The organism is Rhizobium nepotum 39/7 (assembly GCF_000949865.1).
Lineage (GTDB): Bacteria > Pseudomonadota > Alphaproteobacteria > Rhizobiales > Rhizobiaceae > Agrobacterium > Agrobacterium nepotum.
Genome location: NZ_JWJH01000014.1, coordinates 49636 through 70485 on the forward strand (window position 1 = coordinate 49636; position 20850 = coordinate 70485).

22 protein-coding genes and 1 pseudogene are annotated in these 20850 nt (G+C 58.8%); 2 read left to right on the plus strand and 21 right to left on the minus strand.

The window, feature by feature from the left end:
* Window positions 1–63 precede the first annotated feature (63 nt).
* Window positions 64–1428, plus strand: a complete 1365-nt coding sequence (locus tag RS75_RS15670; protein ID WP_045022057.1) for a metallophosphoesterase — start codon at window positions 64–66, stop codon at window positions 1426–1428.
* Window positions 1429–1489: 61 nt separating this feature from the next.
* Here the strand turns inward: RS75_RS15670 and RS75_RS15675 are convergent.
* From RS75_RS15675 to RS75_RS15710, 8 genes and pseudogenes are all read right to left on the minus strand, one after another.
* Window positions 1490–1788 (minus strand): annotated as a pseudogene (locus RS75_RS15675) (type II toxin-antitoxin system RelE/ParE family toxin).
* Window positions 1785–2048 carry a type II toxin-antitoxin system ParD family antitoxin gene (locus tag RS75_RS15680; RefSeq protein WP_045021962.1) on the minus strand — a complete coding sequence of 88 codons (264 nt, stop codon included), beginning with the start codon at window positions 2046–2048 and terminating at the stop codon, window positions 1785–1787. Before RS75_RS15680 ends, RS75_RS15675 begins: the two are co-directional and overlap by 4 nt.
* Window positions 2049–2169: 121 nt before the next feature.
* Window positions 2170–2526, minus strand: coding sequence for a hypothetical protein (locus tag RS75_RS15685; protein ID WP_045021963.1), 357 nt, complete (start codon window positions 2524–2526; stop codon window positions 2170–2172).
* Window positions 2527–2770: 244 nt separating this feature from the next.
* A complete protein-coding gene (locus RS75_RS15690; RefSeq protein WP_045021964.1) occupies window positions 2771–3859 on the minus strand; it encodes an ABC transporter ATP-binding protein in 1089 nt (362 codons plus the stop codon).
* A gap of 21 nt (window positions 3860–3880) precedes the next feature.
* The gene (bglA, locus tag RS75_RS15695; protein WP_045022060.1) at window positions 3881–5536 is read right to left on the minus strand and encodes a beta-galactosidase BglA; all 1656 of its coding nucleotides are present in this window, start codon (window positions 5534–5536) and stop codon (window positions 3881–3883) included.
* A gap of 37 nt (window positions 5537–5573) precedes the next feature.
* The gene (locus tag RS75_RS15700; protein WP_045021965.1) at window positions 5574–6734 is read right to left on the minus strand and encodes a carbohydrate ABC transporter permease; all 1161 of its coding nucleotides are present in this window, start codon (window positions 6732–6734) and stop codon (window positions 5574–5576) included.
* Window position 6735: 1 nt separating this feature from the next.
* Window positions 6736–7749: a carbohydrate ABC transporter permease gene (locus tag RS75_RS15705; RefSeq protein ID WP_045021966.1), complete on the minus strand. Its 1014-nt coding sequence runs from the start codon at window positions 7747–7749 to the stop codon at window positions 6736–6738.
* Window positions 7750–7856: 107 nt separating this feature from the next.
* A complete protein-coding gene (locus tag RS75_RS15710) occupies window positions 7857–9218 on the minus strand; it encodes an ABC transporter substrate-binding protein (protein ID WP_045021967.1) in 1362 nt (453 codons plus the stop codon).
* A gap of 275 nt (window positions 9219–9493) precedes the next feature.
* Between RS75_RS15710 and RS75_RS15715 the strand changes: the two genes are divergently transcribed.
* Window positions 9494–10519 carry a LacI family DNA-binding transcriptional regulator gene (locus RS75_RS15715; protein WP_045021968.1) on the plus strand — a complete coding sequence of 342 codons (1026 nt, stop codon included), beginning with the start codon at window positions 9494–9496 and terminating at the stop codon, window positions 10517–10519.
* 6 nt (window positions 10520–10525) lie between these two features.
* Here RS75_RS15715 and folD read toward each other — a convergent pair whose 3' ends face one another.
* The 13 genes from folD to flaF all read right to left on the minus strand — a co-directional run bounded on the left by folD (window position 10526) and on the right by flaF (window position 20828).
* Window positions 10526–11425, minus strand: a complete 900-nt coding sequence (gene folD, locus RS75_RS15720; protein ID WP_045021969.1) for a bifunctional methylenetetrahydrofolate dehydrogenase/methenyltetrahydrofolate cyclohydrolase FolD — start codon at window positions 11423–11425, stop codon at window positions 10526–10528.
* A 77-nt stretch (window positions 11426–11502) separates the two neighbouring features.
* Window positions 11503–13248, minus strand: coding sequence for a GumC domain-containing protein (locus RS75_RS15725; protein WP_045021970.1), 1746 nt, complete (start codon window positions 13246–13248; stop codon window positions 11503–11505).
* A 117-nt stretch (window positions 13249–13365) separates the two neighbouring features.
* On the minus strand, window positions 13366–14040 hold the full coding sequence (locus RS75_RS15730; protein WP_045021971.1) for a WecB/TagA/CpsF family glycosyltransferase: 675 nt from the start codon (window positions 14038–14040) through the stop codon (window positions 13366–13368).
* A 179-nt stretch (window positions 14041–14219) separates the two neighbouring features.
* Window positions 14220–14756, minus strand: coding sequence for a hypothetical protein (locus tag RS75_RS15735; RefSeq protein ID WP_045021972.1), 537 nt, complete (start codon window positions 14754–14756; stop codon window positions 14220–14222).
* A complete protein-coding gene (locus RS75_RS15740) occupies window positions 14756–15124 on the minus strand; it encodes a hypothetical protein (RefSeq protein WP_045022062.1) in 369 nt (122 codons plus the stop codon). The genes RS75_RS15735 and RS75_RS15740 overlap by 1 nt, the downstream gene beginning before the upstream one ends.
* A 29-nt stretch (window positions 15125–15153) precedes the next feature.
* Window positions 15154–15711: a rod-binding protein gene (locus RS75_RS15745; protein ID WP_045021973.1), complete on the minus strand. Its 558-nt coding sequence runs from the start codon at window positions 15709–15711 to the stop codon at window positions 15154–15156.
* A 115-nt stretch (window positions 15712–15826) separates the two neighbouring features.
* A complete protein-coding gene (locus RS75_RS15750) occupies window positions 15827–16246 on the minus strand; it encodes a hypothetical protein (RefSeq protein WP_045021974.1) in 420 nt (139 codons plus the stop codon).
* 15 nt (window positions 16247–16261) lie between these two features.
* Window positions 16262–17017 (minus strand): flagellar biosynthetic protein FliR, encoded by a 756-nt coding sequence (gene fliR / locus RS75_RS15755; protein WP_045021975.1) that lies wholly within the window; start codon window positions 17015–17017, stop codon window positions 16262–16264.
* A complete protein-coding gene (gene flhA / locus RS75_RS15760) occupies window positions 17014–19101 on the minus strand; it encodes a flagellar biosynthesis protein FlhA (RefSeq protein ID WP_045021976.1) in 2088 nt (695 codons plus the stop codon). Before flhA ends, fliR begins: the two co-directional genes overlap by 4 nt.
* A gap of 159 nt (window positions 19102–19260) precedes the next feature.
* Window positions 19261–19527 (minus strand): flagellar biosynthetic protein FliQ, encoded by a 267-nt coding sequence (locus RS75_RS15765; RefSeq protein WP_003515115.1) that lies wholly within the window; start codon window positions 19525–19527, stop codon window positions 19261–19263.
* A gap of 49 nt (window positions 19528–19576) precedes the next feature.
* On the minus strand, window positions 19577–20047 hold the full coding sequence (flgD, locus tag RS75_RS15770) for a flagellar hook assembly protein FlgD (protein ID WP_045021977.1): 471 nt from the start codon (window positions 20045–20047) through the stop codon (window positions 19577–19579).
* A complete protein-coding gene (flbT, locus tag RS75_RS15775; RefSeq protein WP_045021978.1) occupies window positions 20038–20487 on the minus strand; it encodes a flagellar biosynthesis repressor FlbT in 450 nt (149 codons plus the stop codon). Before flbT ends, flgD begins: the two co-directional genes overlap by 10 nt.
* On the minus strand, window positions 20484–20828 hold the full coding sequence (gene flaF / locus RS75_RS15780) for a flagellar biosynthesis regulator FlaF (protein WP_045021979.1): 345 nt from the start codon (window positions 20826–20828) through the stop codon (window positions 20484–20486). Before flaF ends, flbT begins: the two co-directional genes overlap by 4 nt.
* Window positions 20829–20850: the final 22 nt, after the last annotated feature.

A 20850-nucleotide genomic window follows, 5' to 3' on the forward strand; every position in this document is an offset into this window, starting at 1 on the left:
CCCTATAGGGCCTTCTCAGCCAGCCGCGAGACGATGGCGCAATTGCAGATGATGGGGCCGGATATGACGATTTTCTCAAGCAAACGCCGCGATGTGCTGAAACTCATGGCTGGCACCGCCGTGCTGCCACTGATGGTGGCGGCGCCGCCGGCTGAGGCACAGGATGTGCCCCTGCGCGCGATCGTGATCACCGACCTGCATTCGGCCTATGAGCGCATCGGGCAGCTTCTCGCGGCAATAGAAACCCGCATCGCCGCCGACAGGGCGCCCCATATTATTCTTCTGAACGGTGACCTGTTCGAAACCGGTAATGCGGTGGCGACACGTTCGGGCGGCGAAATCGAGTGGACGTTCCTGGCGGCACTCGCAAAACTCGCTCCCACCGTCATCAATATCGGCAACCATGAGGCCGATATCGACAATGATCTCGCCAATTTCGTCAGCCGCGCCCAAGCGCTCGGCATTACCGTGCTTTCCAACATCATCGACAAGCGGACCGGCGCTGCCTACGCACCGGCCAGCGCCGAGGTAAGTGTGGGCGGACGGCAGATCGTCGTTGCGGGCCTCGCCACCAACGCGATCAACACCTATCCGAAGGCGACGCGCGAAATGCTGGATGTTCCCCAGCCCGTGGAATGGGCGAAGGAAAATCTGCCCACAATCGTCAAGCGGGATGCGATCAACATCGTTCTCAGCCATGCAGGCGTCGTTGCCGACCGCGACATCCTGCCATTGCTGCCGGATGGCACCCTGCTGGTCGGTGGCCACGATCACCTGAACTTCGTCCATGCGCAGGGAGCCACATGCTATGTCCACACCGGCTCATGGTGCACCTCCATGGCCATCGCGACGATCGCTGCCTCCGGCAAGGCTCCGACCATCGAGACCGTCGCCATCGATAGCAGCGTTCCCGCCTCTCCGGCGCTCAAAGGACTGATCGAACAGACGCTCGAAAAACATCTCACGGTGGAAGAACGGGCGATCGTCGGCAAAACCGAAAAGGCGATGACCGTGGATGAGGCCGGACGCCATGTGGCGCAGTTCATCGCCGCAAAAACCGGTGCGGATGTCGGCTTCATCGGCCACACCTCCTTCGGCGCAGGTCTGCCGCAGGGTGATATCAGCCGCTACGATTTCAACGCTTCCCTGCGTTTCGACGGCAAGCTGATGGTGACGGAAGTGGATGCCGAGGTGCTTGCGCAAATCCTCAAGCGTTGCAATCAGGATGGTGACATTCCGCTTGCCGACCGCACCGGCGACTATCTTTACGCCATGCCGGAAAAACCGGAAACGAGAGAGCGCTACAAACTTGTCTGCAACGACTGGTCCGCCACCAACCAGAAATCCTATTTCGGCCGCAGCAATCTTACCTTCGCCGAAGTGCCGGATGTGAAGCTGAAGCAGACGGTTCTGGGCGGGCTTTCTTGAACCCGCAACCTAGCGGAGTAAGGCGCAAACGCAGAGGCAATCATTGCGGGACTGTCTGCCGCTAGTCTTTTGAGAAAAGAATGGATTCGTAATCCTGTGCACCGTTCAAGATGTGCAAAATTTCCACGCGCGTCTCGGCAATGCGATAAAAACGAGATAGTTTTCGTAAGGGCGGCGGCGAATGCCGGTTTTCTCGTAACGGGGCACAAGTGGGAACGCCCGAGGCATTTCCGCAAGCCTTAAACGTCGGTCAAGCAATTCGCCGACGAATGTTTCGGCCCGCCGGGGATTACCGGATGCAATAAAATCGCCGATACGTTCGAGGTCTGTCTTGGCCTCGTCGGTCAAAACGACAATCACAAGCCGCGTTCTTCCGCCATCTTCCGGTATTTGGCACCCAGTTCCGATGCGACATCTTCGACCGGTGTGACGCGGCCCGCATCTGCATCGGCAATGCCCCGTGCAATGGCTGCATCGAGAGCCGCCAGTTTCTTTTCACGCTCTTCCACCAACCGAACGCCCTCCCGCAGCACTTCGCTCCGTGAGTTATACCGCCCCGACTTCACAAGATCGGAGACATAGGTTTCAAGGTGATGACCGAGATTAGCGCTGCTTGCCATGCCGATATCCTCTTCGCTCCCCTTATACCATCTGGTGATAATAGTTAGCAATGATGGGACACGACGACGTGAGCAACGGACACCACCGATCGAGCCGTTTTGCCAATAGCTGGAGAGTTACTCAGAACGACCGAACATCGAGCTTCCGGTCCTTGTGGGCAGGGTGCGTGCTGAACACGAAAATGCGGTCCAGTTCCTTTTGCGTCAGCATGCGCAGGAAGCGGACATGGATGGTGTTGTTGACATTGACGCGCAACAGCACACAGCCGATCTTGGTGACGCGGGCGTCGGGGATATCCAGATAAAACTGGTCGGGCAGGTTGTATTTCGTCAGTAGCGCCAGCACCGCTTCGGTCTGCGAGATGCGGGTGACGTCGCAACGGCGGGCGGCCATGTGCATGACGGCCTTCTCGGTATATTCGATGCGCGCCGCATTCATGGTATCTTCCATGCGAAACCGGCCTTCGCGGTCGTACATGAAGGATTCTTCCCTTGTCAGGTAACTGTTCTTGATAACACCCGCACCGCTCTGCACGCCCGGACTCCCATGCTCTAACAACGCATCCAAGATTAGGTCATAGTCTTTAACAATTTATATCAGCGTCACCTTAAACAGACCGGAAGCGGCACATTGCCAGCGTTTTTCCACAGCGGCAAAAGATCATGAAAAGGCCCCGGAACGTCTTCCGTTCCGGGGCCGGCTTTTCTGGCGCGCTGGACGATTACAGGCGGTAGGTCTTGCCTTCGTCGTTGAAGAGATGAAGCTTTTTCTGCGGTGCCGCAAAGCGCAGGATTTCGCCCTTGCCGACGGAAACGATGCCCGGCACCTTGACGATGATCGGCTCCTGCCCCTTGGGCGCCTCGAGATAAAGCAGGGTCACTTCACCGAGAGCCTCGACGATCGAGACTTTGCCCTCGAAGAGATAATCATCACCGGTGACGATGCTTAGATCTTCCGGCCTGACACCGAAGCTCGCAGCCTTGCCCTGTTCCGAGGCGGGCGTTGGAACATTGACGGCGAGCGTCTTGCCGCCGGCAAGTTCGATCGAGGTCCACTCTCCGCTCCCGACGATTTTTGCCGCGAGGATGTTCATCGCGGGCGAGCCGATGAACCGCGCCACGAAGAGGTTGGCGGGGTTTTCGTAAAGCTCGAGCGGCGGGCCGACCTGTTCCACGCGGCCCGCATTCAAAACGACGATACGGTCCGCGAGCGTCATCGCCTCCACCTGATCGTGGGTGACGTAGATCATCGTCGTATCGGCCATCTGTTCGTTGAGCTTGGCGATCTCGATGCGGGTGGCGACACGCAGCGCCGCATCAAGGTTCGACAAAGGCTCATCGAACAGGAAGACCTTGGGATTGCGGCAAATCGCCCGGCCGATGGCGACGCGTTGCCGCTGGCCGCCGGACAGGGCTTTGGGCAGGCGCTCCAGATATTGCGTCAGTTGCAGGATTTCGGCGGCGGCGCGAACGCGGCGGTCGATCTCCTGGCGGCTTTCCCTGGCTATCTTCATGCCGAAGGCCATGTTGTCGTAAACCGTCATATGCGGATAAAGCGCATAGGACTGGAACACCATGGCGATGCCGCGGCGCGAAGGCGGGATTTCATTGACCAGTTGCCCATCGATATACATCTCGCCGCCAGTGATTTCCTCCAGACCGGCGATCATCCGCAGAAGCGTCGATTTTCCGCAGCCCGAGGGGCCGACGAAAACGATGAATTCGCCCTGTTCTATCTCCAGATCAATGCCGTGCAGAACCTTTACCTGCCCGTATGATTTGCGGATATCCTTGAGAACGAGACTTGTCATGTGGCGTTCCTCCCAATTTTTTCAGGCGTAACGGGCGAAGAAAGCGCCCCATGCCGGAAGTTCTACGGTTTTACCCTCAAGGTCGCTTGCGAAGCCATGGCCATCGAGAACCTCCCAGTTCCCATCCGGCAATGTCGCCTTTGCGGGCGTCTCGGACAGATTGAAAAGGCAAAGAACGGTTTCGTTGCCGAGCGTGCGGGTGTAGCTCAGCACGTCACCCTCCACCGGCTGGAATTCGATGCCGCCCTTGGCGAAAGCCGGGTGCTTTTTGCGGAAGGAGAGGAACCGGCGGTAATGCTCCAGCACCGAAGCCTCATTGCCCTGTTGGGCGCTGACGGCGCGCTGCTTGTGTTCAGTAGGAATAGGTAGCCAGGTCTTGTCGGCGGTCGAGAAACCGGCCTGAGCGTGGCCCGCATCCCACACCATCGGCGTGCGGCAACCATCACGACCCTTGAATTCCGGCCAGAACTGGATGCCGTAGGGGTCCTGCAAATCCTCGAAAGCGATATCGGCTTCGGTCAGGCCCAGTTCTTCGCCCTCATAGATGCAGACGGAACCGCGCTGCGTCATCAACAACGCCGAAAGCACCTTGGCGAAAGCATCCTTGTCTTCGACATGGTCACCCCAGCGGCTGACATGGCGCACGACATCATGGTTGGAGAAGGCCCAGCAGGCCCAGCCTTCCGGCGCGGCTTTGGCAAAATCCGCCTGCACATCGGCAACGCGCTGAGGGGTGAGAGCGTCCGGCGCCAGGAATTCGAAGGCGTAGCACATCTGCATCTTGTCATCGCCGGAGGTATATTCACCGACGATTTCAAGACCGCGCTGGCTGTCACCCACTTCACCGACGGCGGCGATGTCAGGGAACTCGTCCAGCACGGCGCGGAAGCGCTTCAGAAACGCGATGTTTTCCGGGCGGTTCTTGTCGTAGAGATGCTCCTGGAAGTTATACGGGTTGACCGCAGGCGCCGTGGAGGCATTGCGGCGCTCCGGCGCCAGCGCCGGGTTGTCCCGCAGTTGCAGGTCGTGGAAATAGAAGTTGATCGTGTCGAGGCGGAAGCCATCGACGCCGCGCTTCAACCAGAAGCGGGTGACATTCAACAGCTCCTCCTGCACTTCCGGATTATGCAGATTGAGATCCGGCTGCGAGGTGAGGAAATTGTGCATGTAATATTGCATGCGGGTCGGATCCCACTGCCAGCCGGAGCCGCCGAAGATCGACAGCCAGTTGTTGGGCGGCGTGCCATCAGGCTTGCTGTCCGACCAGACATACCAATCCGATTTGGGATTTTTGCGGCTGGCACGGCTTTCCACGAACCACGGGTGCTGGTCCGAAGTGTGCGACAGGACGAGATCGATCATCACGCGGACGCCGAGGCGATGGGCCTCTGCAATCAGCCCGTCGAAATCGGCAAGCGTGCCGAACATCGGATCGACATCGACATAGTTCGAGACGTCGTAACCGAAATCCTTCATCGGCGAGGTGAAGAAAGGCGAAATCCAGATCGCATCCGCGCCGAGACCGGCAATATGCGCCAGCCGGTCGGTGATGCCCTTGAGGTCGCCGATACCATCGCCGTTGGAGTCCTGATAGGAGCGCGGGTAGATCTGATAGATCACGGCGCCGCGCCACCAATCCTTGTTGGGCGTCAAAGCGGAAGTCACCGGAGCGGTCATTGTCTCATCCTGTCTGGTATGGGCGTTCATGGAATAATCAGCCTCCCTTGACGGAGCCTGAGAGCAGGCCGCGCACGAGATAACGTTGAAGGGCGAAGAAGACGCCAAGCGGCACGACAATGGTGACGAAGGCCGAGGCGGTGAGAATTTCCCAGTTGCCGCCGCGCGAACCGAGCAGCGCGTTCAAGGCGCCGGTCAGCACCAGCTCGTCCTTCTGCGTGCCGAGGAAGACCATAGCGACGAGCAGGTCGTTCCAGGTCCACAGGAATTGGAAGATGGCAAAGGAGGCGAGCGCCGGGAATGACAGCGGCAGGATGATCTTGACGAAGATTTCGAAATCGCTCGCGCCATCCACACGGGCGCTTTCGATGATCTCTTTCGGCAGGCCGGAAATGTAATTGCGCAGCAGGTAGATGGCGAGCGGCAGACCGAAGGCGGTGTGCGCCAGCCAGATGCCGGCATAGGTCTTGGACGGCACGCCGAAGATATTGCCGATTTCGTTGTAGAGTTTCAGAAGCGGGATCAGCGACATCTGCAACGGCACGACGATCAGGCCCACCACCATTGCAATCAGAAGATTGCGGCCGGAAAAGTTCATCCATGACAGGGCGTAAGCGGCAAAGGCGGCGATGAGGATGGGGATGACCGTTGCGGGCACGGCCACCGTCAAGGAGTTGACGAAGGACTGGCCGATACCTTCCGAGGTCAGGACCGTGCGATAATTATCGAGCGTGAAGACCGGCGGCGTCGCAACGGATAGATAGACCCGCTTGCCGCGCGCACCTTCGAAGCTGGAGGCCTTGCTGTATTCATAGGTGCCGTCGGCATTGACGAGAAGCGTCTCGCCGTCGCCGATATCGGCCGCCTCTCCCGCCTTGAAGGCTGTCGGCTCCTGCACGCGGACGCCGAAGGCAGCAACCTTGCCGCCCTGCCCGCTTTCGAAGACGTTGCCTGATATGACATAGCGGTTTCCGTCCTGCTTCTGCACGGCAGCATCGGCGAGGCGAACCGCCGCCGTCTGTTCGGAGCTGGAGAAAGCCGTCCACCAGCCCGACACCGTAATCTGGTCCTTGTCACGCAGCGAGCTGACGAGAATGCCGAGCGTGGGCAGGAGCCATAGAAGCACGACGACCAGCACGCTGGCGTGGACGATGAGGCGCGGCAGGCCGACGCGGCGCAGACGTTTTACGATATCCATCTCAGCGGCCCTCCATCTCGCGGTTGGCCTGGCGGATATTCCAGACCATGATCGGCGTAACGGCGGCCATGATGATAAGCGCGATAACAGCACTTCGGCCGCTATCGCCGCCACCGCGGAACATCCAGTCGAACATGAGGTTGGCGAGAACCATGGTGTTCCACTGGCCGTTGGTCATGGTCAGCACGATATCGAAAACCTTGAGAACGAGAATGGTGATCGTGGTCCAGACGACGGCGATCGTGCCCCAGATTTGCGGAACCATGATTTTCCAGAAAATCTGCCAGCCATTGGCGCCGTCGATGACCGCAGCCTCGATGGTTTCCTCCGGAATGCCGCGCAGCGCCGCAGACAGGATGACCATGGCGAAACCGGTCTGAATCCAGATCAGGATAACCATTAGGAAGAAGTTGTTCCAGAACGGCATGGAAATCCACACCTCCGGATTGCCGCCGAAAAACTCGACGACGGCGTTTAGAAGACCGATCTGCACCTGCCCTTCGGCGCGGTATTCGTAGATGAATTTCCAGATGACCGATGCGCCGACGAAGGAGATGGCCATCGGCATGAAGACGATGGATTTGGCGATGTTGCCCCACCAGATGCGGTCTGTCATGACGGCAATGACGAGGCCGAAGAAGGTGCAGGCGGCCGGCACCACGGCCAGCCAGAGAATATTGTTGAAGATCGATTGCCGGAAACCCGCATCGAAGAACGCCCAGCGGTAATTGGCAAGGCCGACGAATTCGGCGCCGGTCCGGTCGTAAAACGACAGGATCAGCGTCGCGATGACCGGATAGACCAAATAGACCAAAAGAAGGAGAAGGGCCGGGCCGACGAACAGCCAGGGCCGGACCGCCGCGCGGCGATTGAGGTTGCGGGATGCCTGCAACACGTCTCCCGAGCGGACGGGAAAGATCACCTGCAACAGTTTGTCGGATAGCCAATAATAGGCGGCGCAGGCAAAAACGCCGGCCACCATGACGCCTATGGCAGAAACGAGTTGTTGAGCCATGTTCCCTCCCTTGATCCTCTCCGCGCCGCGCTGATTTTATGCGGTCGTCGGGTCGTTCCGTTGGCAAAGGCCCGACGGTATCACCGCCGGGCCAAGCTCTGTTGAGGTTACTTCAGGCCGTCCCAGGCCTTCTGGATATCGGCGGCGACCTGATCTGCGGCCTTGCCGCCGACGAAATCGATCATGCCGGTCCAGAATGCACCGGCACCGATCTTGCCCGGCATCAGGTCGGAACCATCAAAGCCGAAGGTCGTTGCGGAGGTGAGGATTTCACCCTGGCGCTTCATCTGCTCGTTGGCATAGGCATCGACATTCACACCCTTATACGGCGTCAGGAAGCTGGACTGCGCCATCCACACTTCATGGGCGATCGGGGTTTTCAGGAAGTCGACGAAAGCCTTGGCGGCAGGTGCTTCCTTGGTGACGGTGACCAGCGTGCCAGCGCCCAGAACCGGCTTGCCGAGTTCAGGCTTCGCGGCATAGGCCGGCATGTAGAAGAAATCCACATCCGTGCCGACCTTGGTACCATCAGGGAAGAAGGACGGCACGAAAGACGCCTGATGGTGCAGGTAGCACTTCGGCGGAATGTCGAAGAGGCCCTTGGGGCTGTCGCGAAAGTCGGTGGAGGCCACAGCCGCAACGCCGCCGCTGACGTATTTTTCGTTCTTGGCGAATTTGCCGAACTCGTTGATTGCCGCAACCACGGCCGGATCGGTGAACTTCACCTCGTTCGTCGTCCATTTCTGGTAGACGTCAAGCGGCTGCGTGCGCAGCATCAGGTCTTCCACCCAGTCCGTCGCCGGCCAGCCGGTAGCGCCGCCGGAACCGAGGCCGATGCACCAGGGCGTGCCGCCATCGGCAACGATCTGGTCCGTCAGTTTGAACAGGTCTTCCATGCTCTCGGGCACTTTATAGCCCGCTTCCTCGAAGTTCTCAGGCACGTACCAGACGAGCGACTTCACGTCGGCCTTGAAGGGAAATGCAAAGTAAGCCTTGTTGCCGTCCTTGCCCTTGTAGCTGCCGAGATCGACCCAGGACTGGCCGGCGCCGTAATTGTCCTTGACCCAATTGGCGGTCTCATCGCCGAGCGGCACCAGAAAACCCTTGGCGGCGAGATCGGCCAGAAGGCCGGGCTGCGGCAGGATTGCGATATTGGGCGGCGAACCGGCCTGCGTGTCGATGACGATCTGCTGCTCGTAATTTTCCGACGAGGAGTAACGGACATTCACGCCGGACGCATCGGAGAAATAGGCCAGCACCGTCTGGAACAGCGCCTCATCCTCACCGCGCCAGGGCCCGAAAATCGTCAGCGTCTGACCCTTGAGGTCGGCATGAGCCGCCTTGAAGTCCTCGTAGCTTTTCCAGTTGAACTTGGCGTCCTCACCCGGCGCGAATTTCAGATCGGCAGCAAAGGCCGCACCCGACAGCAGCACTATCGAGGCCGCCGTCGCCAAAAAGGTCTTCTGCATGTGATTTACCTCCCATCACATAAACGGCTCAAAGCACCCCCCATAAATCAAAGCGCTTTGGCTGCCTATTCATCTCATTGACATCGAGAGAGAGTCAAGAGGCTCTTTCGCTGGACCTCCTGCACCGGCTTGCGAATAGTCATATTTATTTAGAAAGGCGGCTATCGTTTTCGATTGAGAAAATCAGCGCGCACTGGTAAAAATCTAAAGCGCTTTGGGAGCTGAGGAGAGGCTTTTGCTTTTCCCGATGCGCATGCACGGAGGAAATTAGAGACATGAACCTGAAACAGTTGTCGCAACTGCTGGGGATTTCGCAGACGACCATCAGCAGGGCGCTCAACGGATATCCCGAGGTCAACGCCGAAACGCGCCGTCGTGTCATGGAAGCCGCCGAAAAGACGGGCTATCGCCCGAATGCAGCGGCACAGCGGCTGGCGACCGGCAAGGTCGGCTCCATCGGCCTTGTCATGCCGATCGGCGAGCACCATCGGTCCGATGTGCATTTCGGCGAATTCCTGAGCGGTCTCGGCGAAGAAGCGTCCCGCAGCGGATTTCATCTCGTCATCATGCCCACGGAGCCGGAGAAGGAACAGGAAGCCCTGCGCGGGCTGGCGGCCAGCGGCAGCGTCGATGGTATTTATCTCGCCTATATGAAAAAGAACGACGCCCGTATCGCCATGATGCAGTCGCTCTCGTTGCCCTTCCTCGTCCATGGCCGCTCCTTTGGCGTGGAAGAGGACTATCCTTATCTCGACGTGGACAATGAGGGCGCCTTTCGCGACGCGACCCTGCTGCTGCTCCAGCTCGGCCACAAGCGGATCGGGCTTCTGAACGGCCCCGAAGGTTACGACTTCACCTTCCGGCGCTGTCTCGGGGTGCAAAAAGCGCTGGCGGCAAACGGCCTGACATTGCGTGCGGAAAACACAAGACACGGCAGCATGACCGACGAGGAGGGTTATCTCGGCATGGAGGCGCTGCTGTCACAGCCGGAAAGGCCGACCGCCATCGTTTGCGCCAGTACAGCACTAGCACTCGGCGTCATCCGCTCGCTCAACCAGCGCGGCTTGAAACCAGGCAAGGATATTTCGCTGATCGCCCATGACGACGTGCTGCCGCTGCTGAAGCCCGACAATTTTTCCGTGCCGCTCACCACCACCCGCTCATCGCTCAGGGCGGCGGGCGTACGCGTGGGGCAACGCCTGATCAACCGGATCAAGTTCAACCAGACAGAACCCCAACAGGAACTGTGGAAGGCGGAACTTGTGGTCCGCGCCTCGACAGGGCCCGCACCGAAAGAGTAGCCGGCTTCAGAATTTCGGCGCGGTCTGCCCGAGCGCACGATAGGCGGCGATGACGGTGTTGGCCATCAGCATCGCGATCGTCATCGGACCGACACCACCGGGAACGGGCGTAATGGCGGCGGCAACCGCGCTTGCCTCGTCAAAGGCGACGTCACCAACCAGCTTCGACTTGCCTTCACCCTTTTCCGGTGCGGGAATGCGGTTGATGCCGACATCGATGACCGTCGCGCCGGGTTTTACCCAATCGCCTTTCACCATCGCCGCGCGGCCGACCGCCGCCACGAGAATATCCGCCGTCTTGCAGACGGTGGCGAGATCCTTGGTGCGCGAATGCGCCATCGTCACCGTGGCATTGGCATTCAGCAGAAGCTGGCCCATCGGTTTGCCGAACAGGTTCGAGCGGCCGATGACAACGGCATTGAGACCCGAAAGATCATCGCCGTGAATGCCGCGCACCAGAAGCATGGCGCCGGCGGGTGTGCAGGAGATGAGACCGGTGGCAAGATCGCCGGTCGCCAGCTTGCCGGCGTTCAGCACGCTCAGGCCATCCACATCCTTCTCAGGCAGGATCGACTGAATGATCTCGTCGGAATTGAAGTGTTTCGGCAAAGGCAGCTGCACCAGAATGCCGTGGATGGACGCATCGGCGTTCAAGTCGCCAACCAGCTTCAGCAGTTGATCTTGCGTCGTTTCTTCCGGCAGCGTGTGCTGAACGGAATTGAAGCCGCATTGCTTGGCCGTCTTGCTTTTGGAGTTCACGTAAGCGTGGCTGGCCGGATCGTTGCCGACAATGACAACCGCGAGACCGGGCTTCACGCCCCGTTCCGCCTCAAGCGTTTCTGCCGATTTGCGGACCGCCTCCGTTACCGAAGCCGCCTTCGCCTTCCCGTCAATCACAACTGCCATGCGTCCTGCTCCTGCTGGGTTACGTTGGCCCCGTATGGTGCCGACTTTGCAGGAATGCAAGCAAAAACACAGCGTCGTCAGGCAGTTTTACGGTAGTCTTCGTAGTGCTCGGCGTAATCGGCGAGACGCTCCCTCACGAGCGCCAACTCGCGTCTTAATTCCGCCAATTCCTCGGCCTCGGCCTGCTCGTGGTCGAAGTGTCCTGCAAGGGCTTCATTGATCAAGGGCGGAAGCTCGGATGACGTTTGAGCAGCATTCCTGAGGCTGCGGTTGCCCATAAGCACCTGCCGAACGCGCTCGTCCAGCGGCATGTCTCCGGCATCATTTGCCGCCTCGGCATAATAATCGGCGAACTCATTCTCCGGACCGAAATCGCTGCTTGCGGCCATTTCCTCCAGATCATGGAACACATCCGGCTCGATCTGCTCGAATTCGGAGAACTGCGGAGACTGTGCCAGATCTTCCTCGAAGAGAGAGGCGGCTTCCTCTTCCTCGTCATGACGGCGATAGCTCAGAAGATAAAGGCTGCCAAGCAGGCCGATCAACGCGCCACCACCCGCCATCATCGCGGCCTGCGTCAGATCGCGCGACAATTGTCCCGGTCCGGCCTTCCTGGTGAGGCGGGTTTCAACGGTAGGCGTGGTGGATGAGGACAGATCGCGGCGCTCGCTCGCCTCCAGATAGGCATTTCGCGCCGTTTCCAATTCACCCTGCAATCTGGAGAATTCACCGGGAGTGACACCAAGGTCATTCAGGCGATCAAGGTGTTTCTTGCGCTCACCATTTTCGGTCGCGATCTCCTGAACCACACGTTTTTCATCCGCCCGCAAGCTGTCCACCAACTGGCGGAGTGCGGGGGCTGCAAGCGCCTGCACGGCATCCACCGCATTCTGGGCGGCGATGCGGCGGGGATGTTTCGGGCCGTAATCGACCGAAACCCCGGCAAGCGCCATGCTGGCGCTCGCATGTCTTTGCCTGATGTCCTCAAGCACTGAAAAAGCCGCGCCGGCCGGCAAAGGTTTCGACAACACGTCATTCGGCTTGAGGGCGGAGGCCACCGCCAGGTCCGTCTGAAGCGATTGCTGCTGCTGGGTCGTCCCCGCAAGGCTGTCATCTACGTCGCGCAATTGCTGTTCGAGCTGCTGCACTTCCGACAGCACGGCATCATTGTGGCGCATCTGGAATCCGTTCAGCGCGGCTTCCGCTTCATCCAGCCGGGTCCGTGCCCTCTCCGTCTCGCGCATGGCGGGCGTCATGGTGCCGGCCTTGCCATCCGCCATAACGCGCATCGAAAGATAATCTGTAAGCCGCATCGCGGCTTCCGGCGTTGCGGCCTTCGAGCTTACGACCAGCGTATTCTCATCCGGCGTCAGCTCCAGCCGGATCGCCTCGCCGACCGCACCATTAAGTGCTTCGCGCGGGGAAAGCGACCGTGTGTCCGCCCCCGTCAAAAGGTCGAGAAGCAGGCCGAGTTCACCCTGATTGCGAACGCCAACCATGTCGGCGGGCTTCAATTTGAGGTCGCCCGTTACCCGGTCGAGCCCAGCAGGTGAAAGCAGGGTGCGTCGGGCCATCGCAAGAAAGCGGGCAGCATCGGGTGCATCGTAGCCGGTCTGCGTGACCTCGACATGCGCTTGCGAAACATATCCGCGAAAACCGGAATCGATGAGCAGGAGAGGAAGTGCAGCGCCCGCAACGGTGGCCGCGGCGACACAACCGGCCGTCAGAAGCCGCAGACAATGTTTGCGCCATTGCGATACAGGCACGGCGGCGCCATCCTCATCGGGGCGCGTCGCCATCATATCCGGATTGTGATCAACCATCTGAAGCCGTCTGCCACGCTCGGCGCCGCCCGCATCAGGCGGCTTTCAAAACCTTACGGGAGGTTAAAGGATCATGGCAAACAAATGGTTAACGCGGAACCTGCGGGGAGGCCGGTCTCAACTCTTGCCGGCGGCGATATGCCAGGGTTCGGCGCAGAGACTGTAAAGCCAGCTCATATGCAGCTTGCGGAAGATTTCCGGCATGCCGGCCACTTCGGACGCCAGCACCTTGAACAAGGGGCCGACTGCGATGACGACACGCGCATCGCTGCGGTTGATGCTGCGATGCAGCCATTTCTCCTGGTTTTCCCCAAGCATGCCCGCCAGCACGACATCCACCTTCACACCAGACGCATTTGGGTTCAGCATCACGAAATCATGCCAGGGCGCGTGCGCGCGCAGTCTGGCAAGGACCTCTCCGGCCTGTGCCGCATCATCTCCGGCAATGCCGATACGTTTCGGCACCGCCATATAGGTCAGAAGCGCCATGACGAAGGCAACACCATCGATGGTGACGGGCAGAGGCTTACCATGTTCGGCGCGTGCCGCCGCATTCATCGCCCTGCCCTGCGGCAGAAGCAGGCAACTTTCCAGAATCTGCCGGTAGACGGCATCCTTGAGAGACAGCCTGGCATTCTGGATGGTGAGAAACGAGAGCATGGTGTGGCCTTCGCAAGCCGAGGCCCGGCCGCTCACCATTTCCAGCGCAGCGTTCCAGTCCAGATCACAGACGCGCAGTCCATGAATGCTCCGTTGCAATCCCGGCCGCGCAAAACTTGCCGCGAAATTCATGCCAACCCCCAAATGCCAGACCCCGCCGCCAATCCGGCGCAAGGTCTGCGAGATGGCGGTTCATGGGTCTGTTTATACAGGTGCTGGTTGAAGTTACCTTGAAAGCAACCGCTCGAATGCTTCGGGAAATAGAAAGGGACGATTAACCAGGCCGGTGGCCTGCACCACGTCCTGCGACATCAGTGGCTCGGGGCCGCTTCTTTTCCGGCGTCGGTTTTCTCACCTTCGACGATCTTGACCGAATGGGGCGAGCCGTTGCCCTTTTGCTCGCGAATGTCGGCTTTCGACAGATAATCGAGCTGTTCGATCAGCACGTCCTCGACCACCTCGTCGCCAAGCTTCTTGTTCAGCCCCTCGCGGATGCGCTGCTTGAAGACCTCAGGATCGAAGGTGGAAATATTGGCGATGTTGACCATGGAAGAACCCGCCAGAAGCGTGAACAATTCGTCGGTCATCAACTGCGTCGCGGGCAGCTCGATCTTCGCCATCTTGTCCTTGTCGACACGCAAGGAAATGCGGCTGAGGAAATAACCGTTCACGCTGCCATCGTTGATGACGGGAATGGTGATGCTCTCGCCTTTGACCAGTTGCAGGCTGGCCTTTTTCGCCCCCGCCTCATCCCCCGGCGAGGGTGCCGTCGCCATCTGGACGGAGAAATACACCGCGCCGAGCGTGACGGCGCAAACCCAGACGCCGGTAAGGAGAAGCTTCAACATCAGGAGGCTGCACCGTACAGGAACTGTTCTTGCGAATAGGTGCCGTCCGTATCGGCTTCCTGGATAGCGGTCTTCAGCAGGTCCGCGACAGCACGCACCGCGTTCAGATGCGCCTCGACGCGGCTGGCATTGGTCGCGAGCTTGGACTTGATGCCCTGCACCTGATCGAGATGTCCAGCGGCGATTTCCTCATGGGGCGTATCGCGGAACAGCATGGTCAACTCATAGAGGCAACGGCTTTTATGGGCATTGGAGACTTTGAAATCGAACTGGGGATCCTTACCGATATTGTCGTTCTCATTGTCGATGATCATTTCAAGACGGCCGAGAACGGATTTGATGCGGTGGTCGTTCGACATAAGGTCCATGCTTGTCTCCTCGTTGTGATTTTGCATTCTCAAGCCTCATCCGTTTTATCATTGGAAACGCCGAGGACCTGCCTTTCGAACTCCGCCACCATCCGAATTGCAGCATTATGGTCTTTTTCATTCATGGATACGTCGGTAATGCCTTTGCTCTCGGCTTTCCGCAACGCATCCTTGTAGGCCTGTTCCGCAATGCCGACGCCGCCATTTCTGGAAATCGTGTCGGCAAACTGTTCCGCCATCATGCTTTTCCAGATCTCGCCGGCATTGCCCTTGCCGTAGACCTCTTCGCTGTCTTTCGGCAGCATGTTGGCAACGAAGGTCTGGAGCACGGAAGCTTCATACTTGCGGTATGTTTCCGGAATCTCGGTGCGAGCCGAGCGGATGTTGGTGTCGCCGAGACCCGCCTTCGATGTGGCGCTGTCCAGCATATCAACCGCTGCGCCAAAACCCCTGCCCGAATCAGCAAGACTCGTCGCAGCGAAAGCCGCCTTGTTCGCCTTCAATTTTTCCTGGGCAACCTGTACTTCCTGAGGGTCCGCAGCGCGAACCACATCCATCACCAGATCACTTATAACCGATATCGCCACGTCCAGATCTCCCGAGCTGACGAAAGGGCGGCACTGAAAGCCGGCGCATTCGCTCAATCAAGAAACATCGCTCAATACGTCCTTCTGGACGATCGCGATGCAACAACGGGACAGACTATGGATCGCCAACCTTGCTGGAGGCTGGTGTCCGAGATACATTCGTAATTTCTAACAAATCATAGATTGCATTGTCGTCCGCCTCGCGATCCTCGAGATCGCGGGCAGTGTGCATTCTGTCCTCCAGCCGGTCGGCCTTGGTCTTTTCCTTCAGCACCTTGTGTTCCTGCAATTGCTGCACGCCGGTGAGCTGGCGGTCCTTGACCACGAGACGGCCGTAACGGTCCGAATAGTGTTTGGAAAACGTCTGATGGACCGGTTCCATGGAACTCATCGCTTCAAGCACGCTCTCCATGGATTGCGCCACTTCCGCGCGCACGCGGGTGGTATCGGCCAGTTCCACTTCGGCCATTTTTTCCATATGGCGCTGAACCGTTACCAGGCGTTTGAGTTTGGCCGAACGCTTGTCCGAAGCCATGGCGTTTTCTCCAGATCAGAAGCCTATGAAGACCGGGCCGAACCCATCCACGAATTGGCGGATGAGGGCCGCGATCGACAAATAGAGCATGAAAATACCGCCAGCCAGAACGAAGGGCGTCGATATGAAATAGACCGGTATCTGCGGCGCCAGCTTGTTGATGAGACCGACCGCGACGTTGAACATCAGGCCGTAGATCACGAAGGGGCTCGCAAGCCGCAACATGATTGAGAAGGACGCCCGCAGCGTGTCGGTGAGCGTAATCAGCATCTTCTGGCCGCTGATGAGCGCGCCGACCGGTGTCGTCGTGTAGGAATCAACCAGTGCCCGCAGCACGATATGGTGGAAATCCAGTATGAACAGCACCATGAGTCCGCCGAAGGTGATGAAGTTCGATATCTGGTTTTCCTGCACGTCTTCAACGACATCCGCACCGCCCGGAGCGCTGAGCCCGATAGATGCACCGATGAGCGCGCCCGTGAACTGGAAGCCGAGCGTATAGAACCGCGCAATCAGGCCGTACATGGCGCCGATGACGATCTCGGTGAAGATAAGGCCGACGACGGCGCCCTGGCTTGCGCCGGAGATTTTCGGATAGATCGTGTCCCACAGCACCGGCAAAAGCGCCATGGACACCGCGACGCACAGCAACATGCGAATCTGCGGTGAAATGCGCGAGCTGGAAAAGCCCGGCATCGTCATGAAACAGGCGCCGATACGGCAAATGGCAAGGAACAATGCGATAATTGTCCCTTGCGGGTCGGTTATCATGAAATGGCGCCCAGAATCTTGATCTCCAGCCCCTTGGCAAGTTCCACATGCGAAAGAACCGGCAGGGTCGCAAAGAGTCGCTCGATAATCATGCGCACATAGGACCGCGTTTCCGGCGACGTGACAAGGACAAAGGGCAGTCCGCGGTCCATGAATTCACGGATAACTTTCGACGCCTGCTCGGAGAACTCCTCGAGATGGCGGGGATCGATGTCGAATTCGACGATTTCACCCTTTTGATCGCGCTTCAGCGCCTGATGGAAGACCATATCCCACTTGTTGCCGAGCCGCAGGACACGCAGCACGCCATTATCGGCAAGATCGCCGCAGAGCTGCTGCGACATGCGCACCCGCACATGTTCGACGATCTGCTCCGTCTTGCGCACATGCGGGGCAAGTTCGGCGACCGCTTCCAGAATGAGATGCAGGTTGCGGATCGACACACGCTCGGCAAGCAGCAGTTTCAGCACCGCCTGCAGACCGGAATAAGACATATGTGAGGAGCAGATTTCGTCGGCCAGCTTCTTATATTCCGGATCCAGCCTGTCGATGAGGATCTTGACGTCCTTGTAGGACAGCAATTGCGGCAGATTGTTGCGGATGACCTCGCTCAGATGCGTCAGTACCACCGAAACATTGTCGATGGGGTGGAAGCCTTCCCGCTTCAAATCCTCGGTAAAGGTCTCGAGAATGGAAACGGCCGGCATGCCGAAGGCGGGTTCGCGGATTTCGTCGCCCGGAATGCTCGGCTTGCGCCCTGCCCCCGTGACCACCAGTACATCGCCGACGCGCAGGTTGCTCGAGGCGATCGTCGTGCCATGAACACGGATCTGGTAGGCTTTTTCCGGGATCATGATGTCGTCGGAGACCTTGATCTCCGGGACGACGAAGCCATACTGGGTCGCGAATTTCTTGCGCATCTTGCCGACGCGGAAAGCCAGTTCCTGATGCGCGCCGAGAAGACGGGTCGATACCTGCTTGCCGAGCGCCAGTTCAATTTCGGAGGTTTTGAGGACCTGCTTGACCGAATCCTTTTCCGCTTCGCTGGTCTGGAAAACCTTGTCCTCCTCCTCCTGGCGACGCAGAGTGCTTTCTGCCTCCGCCTGGCGCGGGATGTACCAGCTGCCGAAGGCCATGATGCCGCCGAGCATCATGAACGGCAGGAAGGGCAGACCCGGAATAACCGCCAGCAAGCCCATCAGCATGGCCGAAACCATCAGCGCTCGCGGGTAGCCGCTCAACTGATTGACGACCGCCTGATCCGTCGAACCGGATGTGCCGCCGCGCGACACCAGAAGGCCGGCGGCAAGCGACACGATGAGGGCCGGAATCTGCGAGACGATACCGTCGCCGACGGAAAGCTTGACGAAAACATCGGCCGCCTCGCCGATCGGCATGCCGTGGCGGAAATAACCGATGATGATGCCGCCGAAAATATTGATCGCAGTGATGATCAGGCCGGCGATCGCGTCGCCGCGCACGAACTTCGAGGCACCGTCCATCGAACCGAAAAACGAGCTTTCTTCTTCCAGCTCGCGACGGCGGCGCTGTGCTTCCTTTTCATCGATGATGCCGGCGGACAAATCCGCATCGATCGACATCTGCTTGCCGGGTATGGCATCCAGCGTGAAGCGCGCGCCGACTTCGGCGATACGCGTCGCACCCTTGGTGATGACGATGAAGTTGACCGTGATCAGGATCATGAAGACGATCAGACCGATGACGAAGTCGCCGGACATCACGAGGCTGGAGAAACCGGCGATCACGCCGCCCGCAGCCGTCGGTCCCTCGTTGCCGTGCGAAAGGATGACGCGTGTCGTCGCGATGTTCAGCGACAGACGGATCATGGTCGCGATCAGCAATACGGTCGGGAAAGACGAGAAATCCAGCGGACGCTGGATCCAGAGCGCCACCATGAGGATGAGGACCGAAAGCGCGATCGAAAACGCAAGCCCGATATCCACCAGAACCACCGGAATGGGCAGGAACAGAACGCAGAGGATCGCCACGATACCCAATGCGAAACCGACATCCCGCAAGCTCGGAGTGACTTTGGGCAAGGTGATGACTGGTGGTTGCGCCATAAAAATCGTCCTGTCTCTTCATGAGAAGGGCGACGGAAAAGCCGCCGCACGGTTCCGCGGCATCGGATTCCGAAAATATGCACGCAATTCGGTCCGATGCTTCAGCCTATCACTAGCCACTGAAGCTTGCGCGAGGATGGCATCCGAAGCGGACGAATGTCAGAAGCCGGACTGAACGCGCGAAAAGACGAGATTGGAAAAAAGAGCGATCTGCGCGCCCACGAAAGGGGCGGCGACGCCGAGAACGATCATGATCGTCACGATTTTCGGGACGAAGGTCAGCGTCATTTCCTGAACCTGTGTCAGGGCCTGAATGAAGGCGATGGCGACACCGACGATCATTGCCGCCAGAACGGCAGGACCGGCCGCGACGAGAACTGTCCAGACTGCAGCCTGCATGATATCAAGCGCATCGGCCTCGTTCATCGTCGCAACCTCTATCACGGAAAGGCGGCTTTATGCCGCCTCTTCAATATCAGGAACCGGCCGGCTTGTTCGAATCGGTACCGCCAGTAGGTGTACTCGTGATCGGGCCGTTCGAGAAGGTCACACCGGCCTGCAACAACACTTTGTCACCAGCTTCGGTAATGGCGACGACGCCATCCGAATAGACTTCGACTTCCTTCACCACACCGGTGACCTTGTCGTCGGCGCTCCTGACCGTCTTGCCGACCAGATCGGAAGCGCGCGTCAGGGCTTCGGCCTGCAACATGCTCTTCAGATGGGTGTTGGTCTTGATCGTCTGCTCGACCTGCGAGAAGCTCGCCAGCTGCGACATCTGCTGGCCGGCATCCATCGGGCTGGTCGGGTCCTGGTTCTTCATCTGGGCGATGAGGAGCTTCAGGAAACTGTCGTAGTTGAGCGATGCCGCGTTACCGTCGGTGCTGCTCGCACCGGCATTGGCCCAGGGATTTGACGCTGCCGAGCTGACTGCATCTACCGCCATGGTGCTATCTCCTTGCGAATCTGTTCGATCGTTGCGGGGGTCATTTCCTGATTGCTGAGGATTTTCTCCTCGGTCGGATAAAGACCGCGAATGGCCTTCAGCGCCTCGAAAGCCTTGCCGACGGCAACCAGCCCGTCGATCCGCTTGAGTTCCGCCAAGATCTCCTCATGCTGGAAGCAATTCAACAGCATGCTCACGGATTTGCGGAACAGGTTCGTCGACTGTTCGCGTCCTTCCGGATTGATGAGGATCATCTGCGCGATGAAATAAAGCTGCCTGAGCGGCGTCGTCGCCTGCTCCGGCTGCAAGACGTGGTTTTCGAGCAGGAACGTGACATCGTTCAGGAATTCAAGCGCCACCTTGCGATCCACTCGCAAAACAGCTCCGTTGATGAAGATCTTTTCGCCCGATTTCAGCGAGATTCGAAGTGTACTTTTCATTTCAGTCCATCCCTGATGATGGTTGTCACGTCAATTATGCCCTGGAAATTCGTCGACTGACGTTTCCGGATCAGTTCGCACTCTTTCAATATCCAGATCGCGATCGAAATCAGATTTGCCCTGAGTTCCATGGCGAGCTGGTTATCGGGTTGCTTGAGGTCCTCAATGAAGCGGATCCAGACCCGTCGAGTGTAAAAAAGCGCTTCGATCGTATGGCGCTGGGAAGACGAGTCTTTTGCCTCCACCAGAAGTTCGATCGATTTCGTCAACGCCTGCCGCTCGCGATCTTTCGCGTCCGCGACACCATCCTCCATGATTTCGGCGTAGGAAAACTGGTACATTCATGTATCCTTTATCTGCCGC

Coding starts and splice junctions, on each gene's coding strand:
- RS75_RS15700 (WP_045021965.1), bottom strand. CDS start 6,734: ATGGATATCGTAAAACGTCTGCGCCGCGTCGGCCTGCCGCGCCTCATC.
- RS75_RS15765 (WP_003515115.1), bottom strand. CDS start 19,527: ATGAACGAGGCCGATGCGCTTGATATCATGCAGGCTGCAGTCTGGACA.
- RS75_RS15715 (WP_045021968.1), top strand. CDS start 9,494: ATGAACCTGAAACAGTTGTCGCAACTGCTGGGGATTTCGCAGACGACC.
- flaF (WP_045021979.1), bottom strand. CDS start 20,828: ATGTACCAGTTTTCCTACGCCGAAATCATGGAGGATGGTGTCGCGGAC.
- RS75_RS15705 (WP_045021966.1), bottom strand. CDS start 7,749: ATGGCTCAACAACTCGTTTCTGCCATAGGCGTCATGGTGGCCGGCGTT.
- RS75_RS15725 (WP_045021970.1), bottom strand. CDS start 13,248: ATGGTTGATCACAATCCGGATATGATGGCGACGCGCCCCGATGAGGAT.
- RS75_RS15670 (WP_045022057.1), top strand. CDS start 64: ATGACGATTTTCTCAAGCAAACGCCGCGATGTGCTGAAACTCATGGCT.
- folD (WP_045021969.1), bottom strand. CDS start 11,425: ATGGCAGTTGTGATTGACGGGAAGGCGAAGGCGGCTTCGGTAACGGAG.
- RS75_RS15690 (WP_045021964.1), bottom strand. CDS start 3,859: ATGACAAGTCTCGTTCTCAAGGATATCCGCAAATCATACGGGCAGGTA.
- flgD (WP_045021977.1), bottom strand. CDS start 20,047: ATGGCGGTAGATGCAGTCAGCTCGGCAGCGTCAAATCCCTGGGCCAAT.
- RS75_RS15680 (WP_045021962.1), bottom strand. CDS start 2,048: ATGGCAAGCAGCGCTAATCTCGGTCATCACCTTGAAACCTATGTCTCC.
- fliR (WP_045021975.1), bottom strand. CDS start 17,017: ATGATAACCGACCCGCAAGGGACAATTATCGCATTGTTCCTTGCCATT.
- RS75_RS15740 (WP_045022062.1), bottom strand. CDS start 15,124: ATGGACCTTATGTCGAACGACCACCGCATCAAATCCGTTCTCGGCCGT.
- bglA (WP_045022060.1), bottom strand. CDS start 5,536: ATGACCGCTCCGGTGACTTCCGCTTTGACGCCCAACAAGGATTGGTGG.
- RS75_RS15735 (WP_045021972.1), bottom strand. CDS start 14,756: ATGTTGAAGCTTCTCCTTACCGGCGTCTGGGTTTGCGCCGTCACGCTC.
- RS75_RS15685 (WP_045021963.1), bottom strand. CDS start 2,526: ATGTACGACCGCGAAGGCCGGTTTCGCATGGAAGATACCATGAATGCG.
- flbT (WP_045021978.1), bottom strand. CDS start 20,487: ATGAAAAGTACACTTCGAATCTCGCTGAAATCGGGCGAAAAGATCTTC.
- RS75_RS15710 (WP_045021967.1), bottom strand. CDS start 9,218: ATGCAGAAGACCTTTTTGGCGACGGCGGCCTCGATAGTGCTGCTGTCG.
- RS75_RS15730 (WP_045021971.1), bottom strand. CDS start 14,040: ATGAATTTCGCGGCAAGTTTTGCGCGGCCGGGATTGCAACGGAGCATT.
- RS75_RS15750 (WP_045021974.1), bottom strand. CDS start 16,246: ATGGCTTCGGACAAGCGTTCGGCCAAACTCAAACGCCTGGTAACGGTT.
- flhA (WP_045021976.1), bottom strand. CDS start 19,101: ATGGCGCAACCACCAGTCATCACCTTGCCCAAAGTCACTCCGAGCTTG.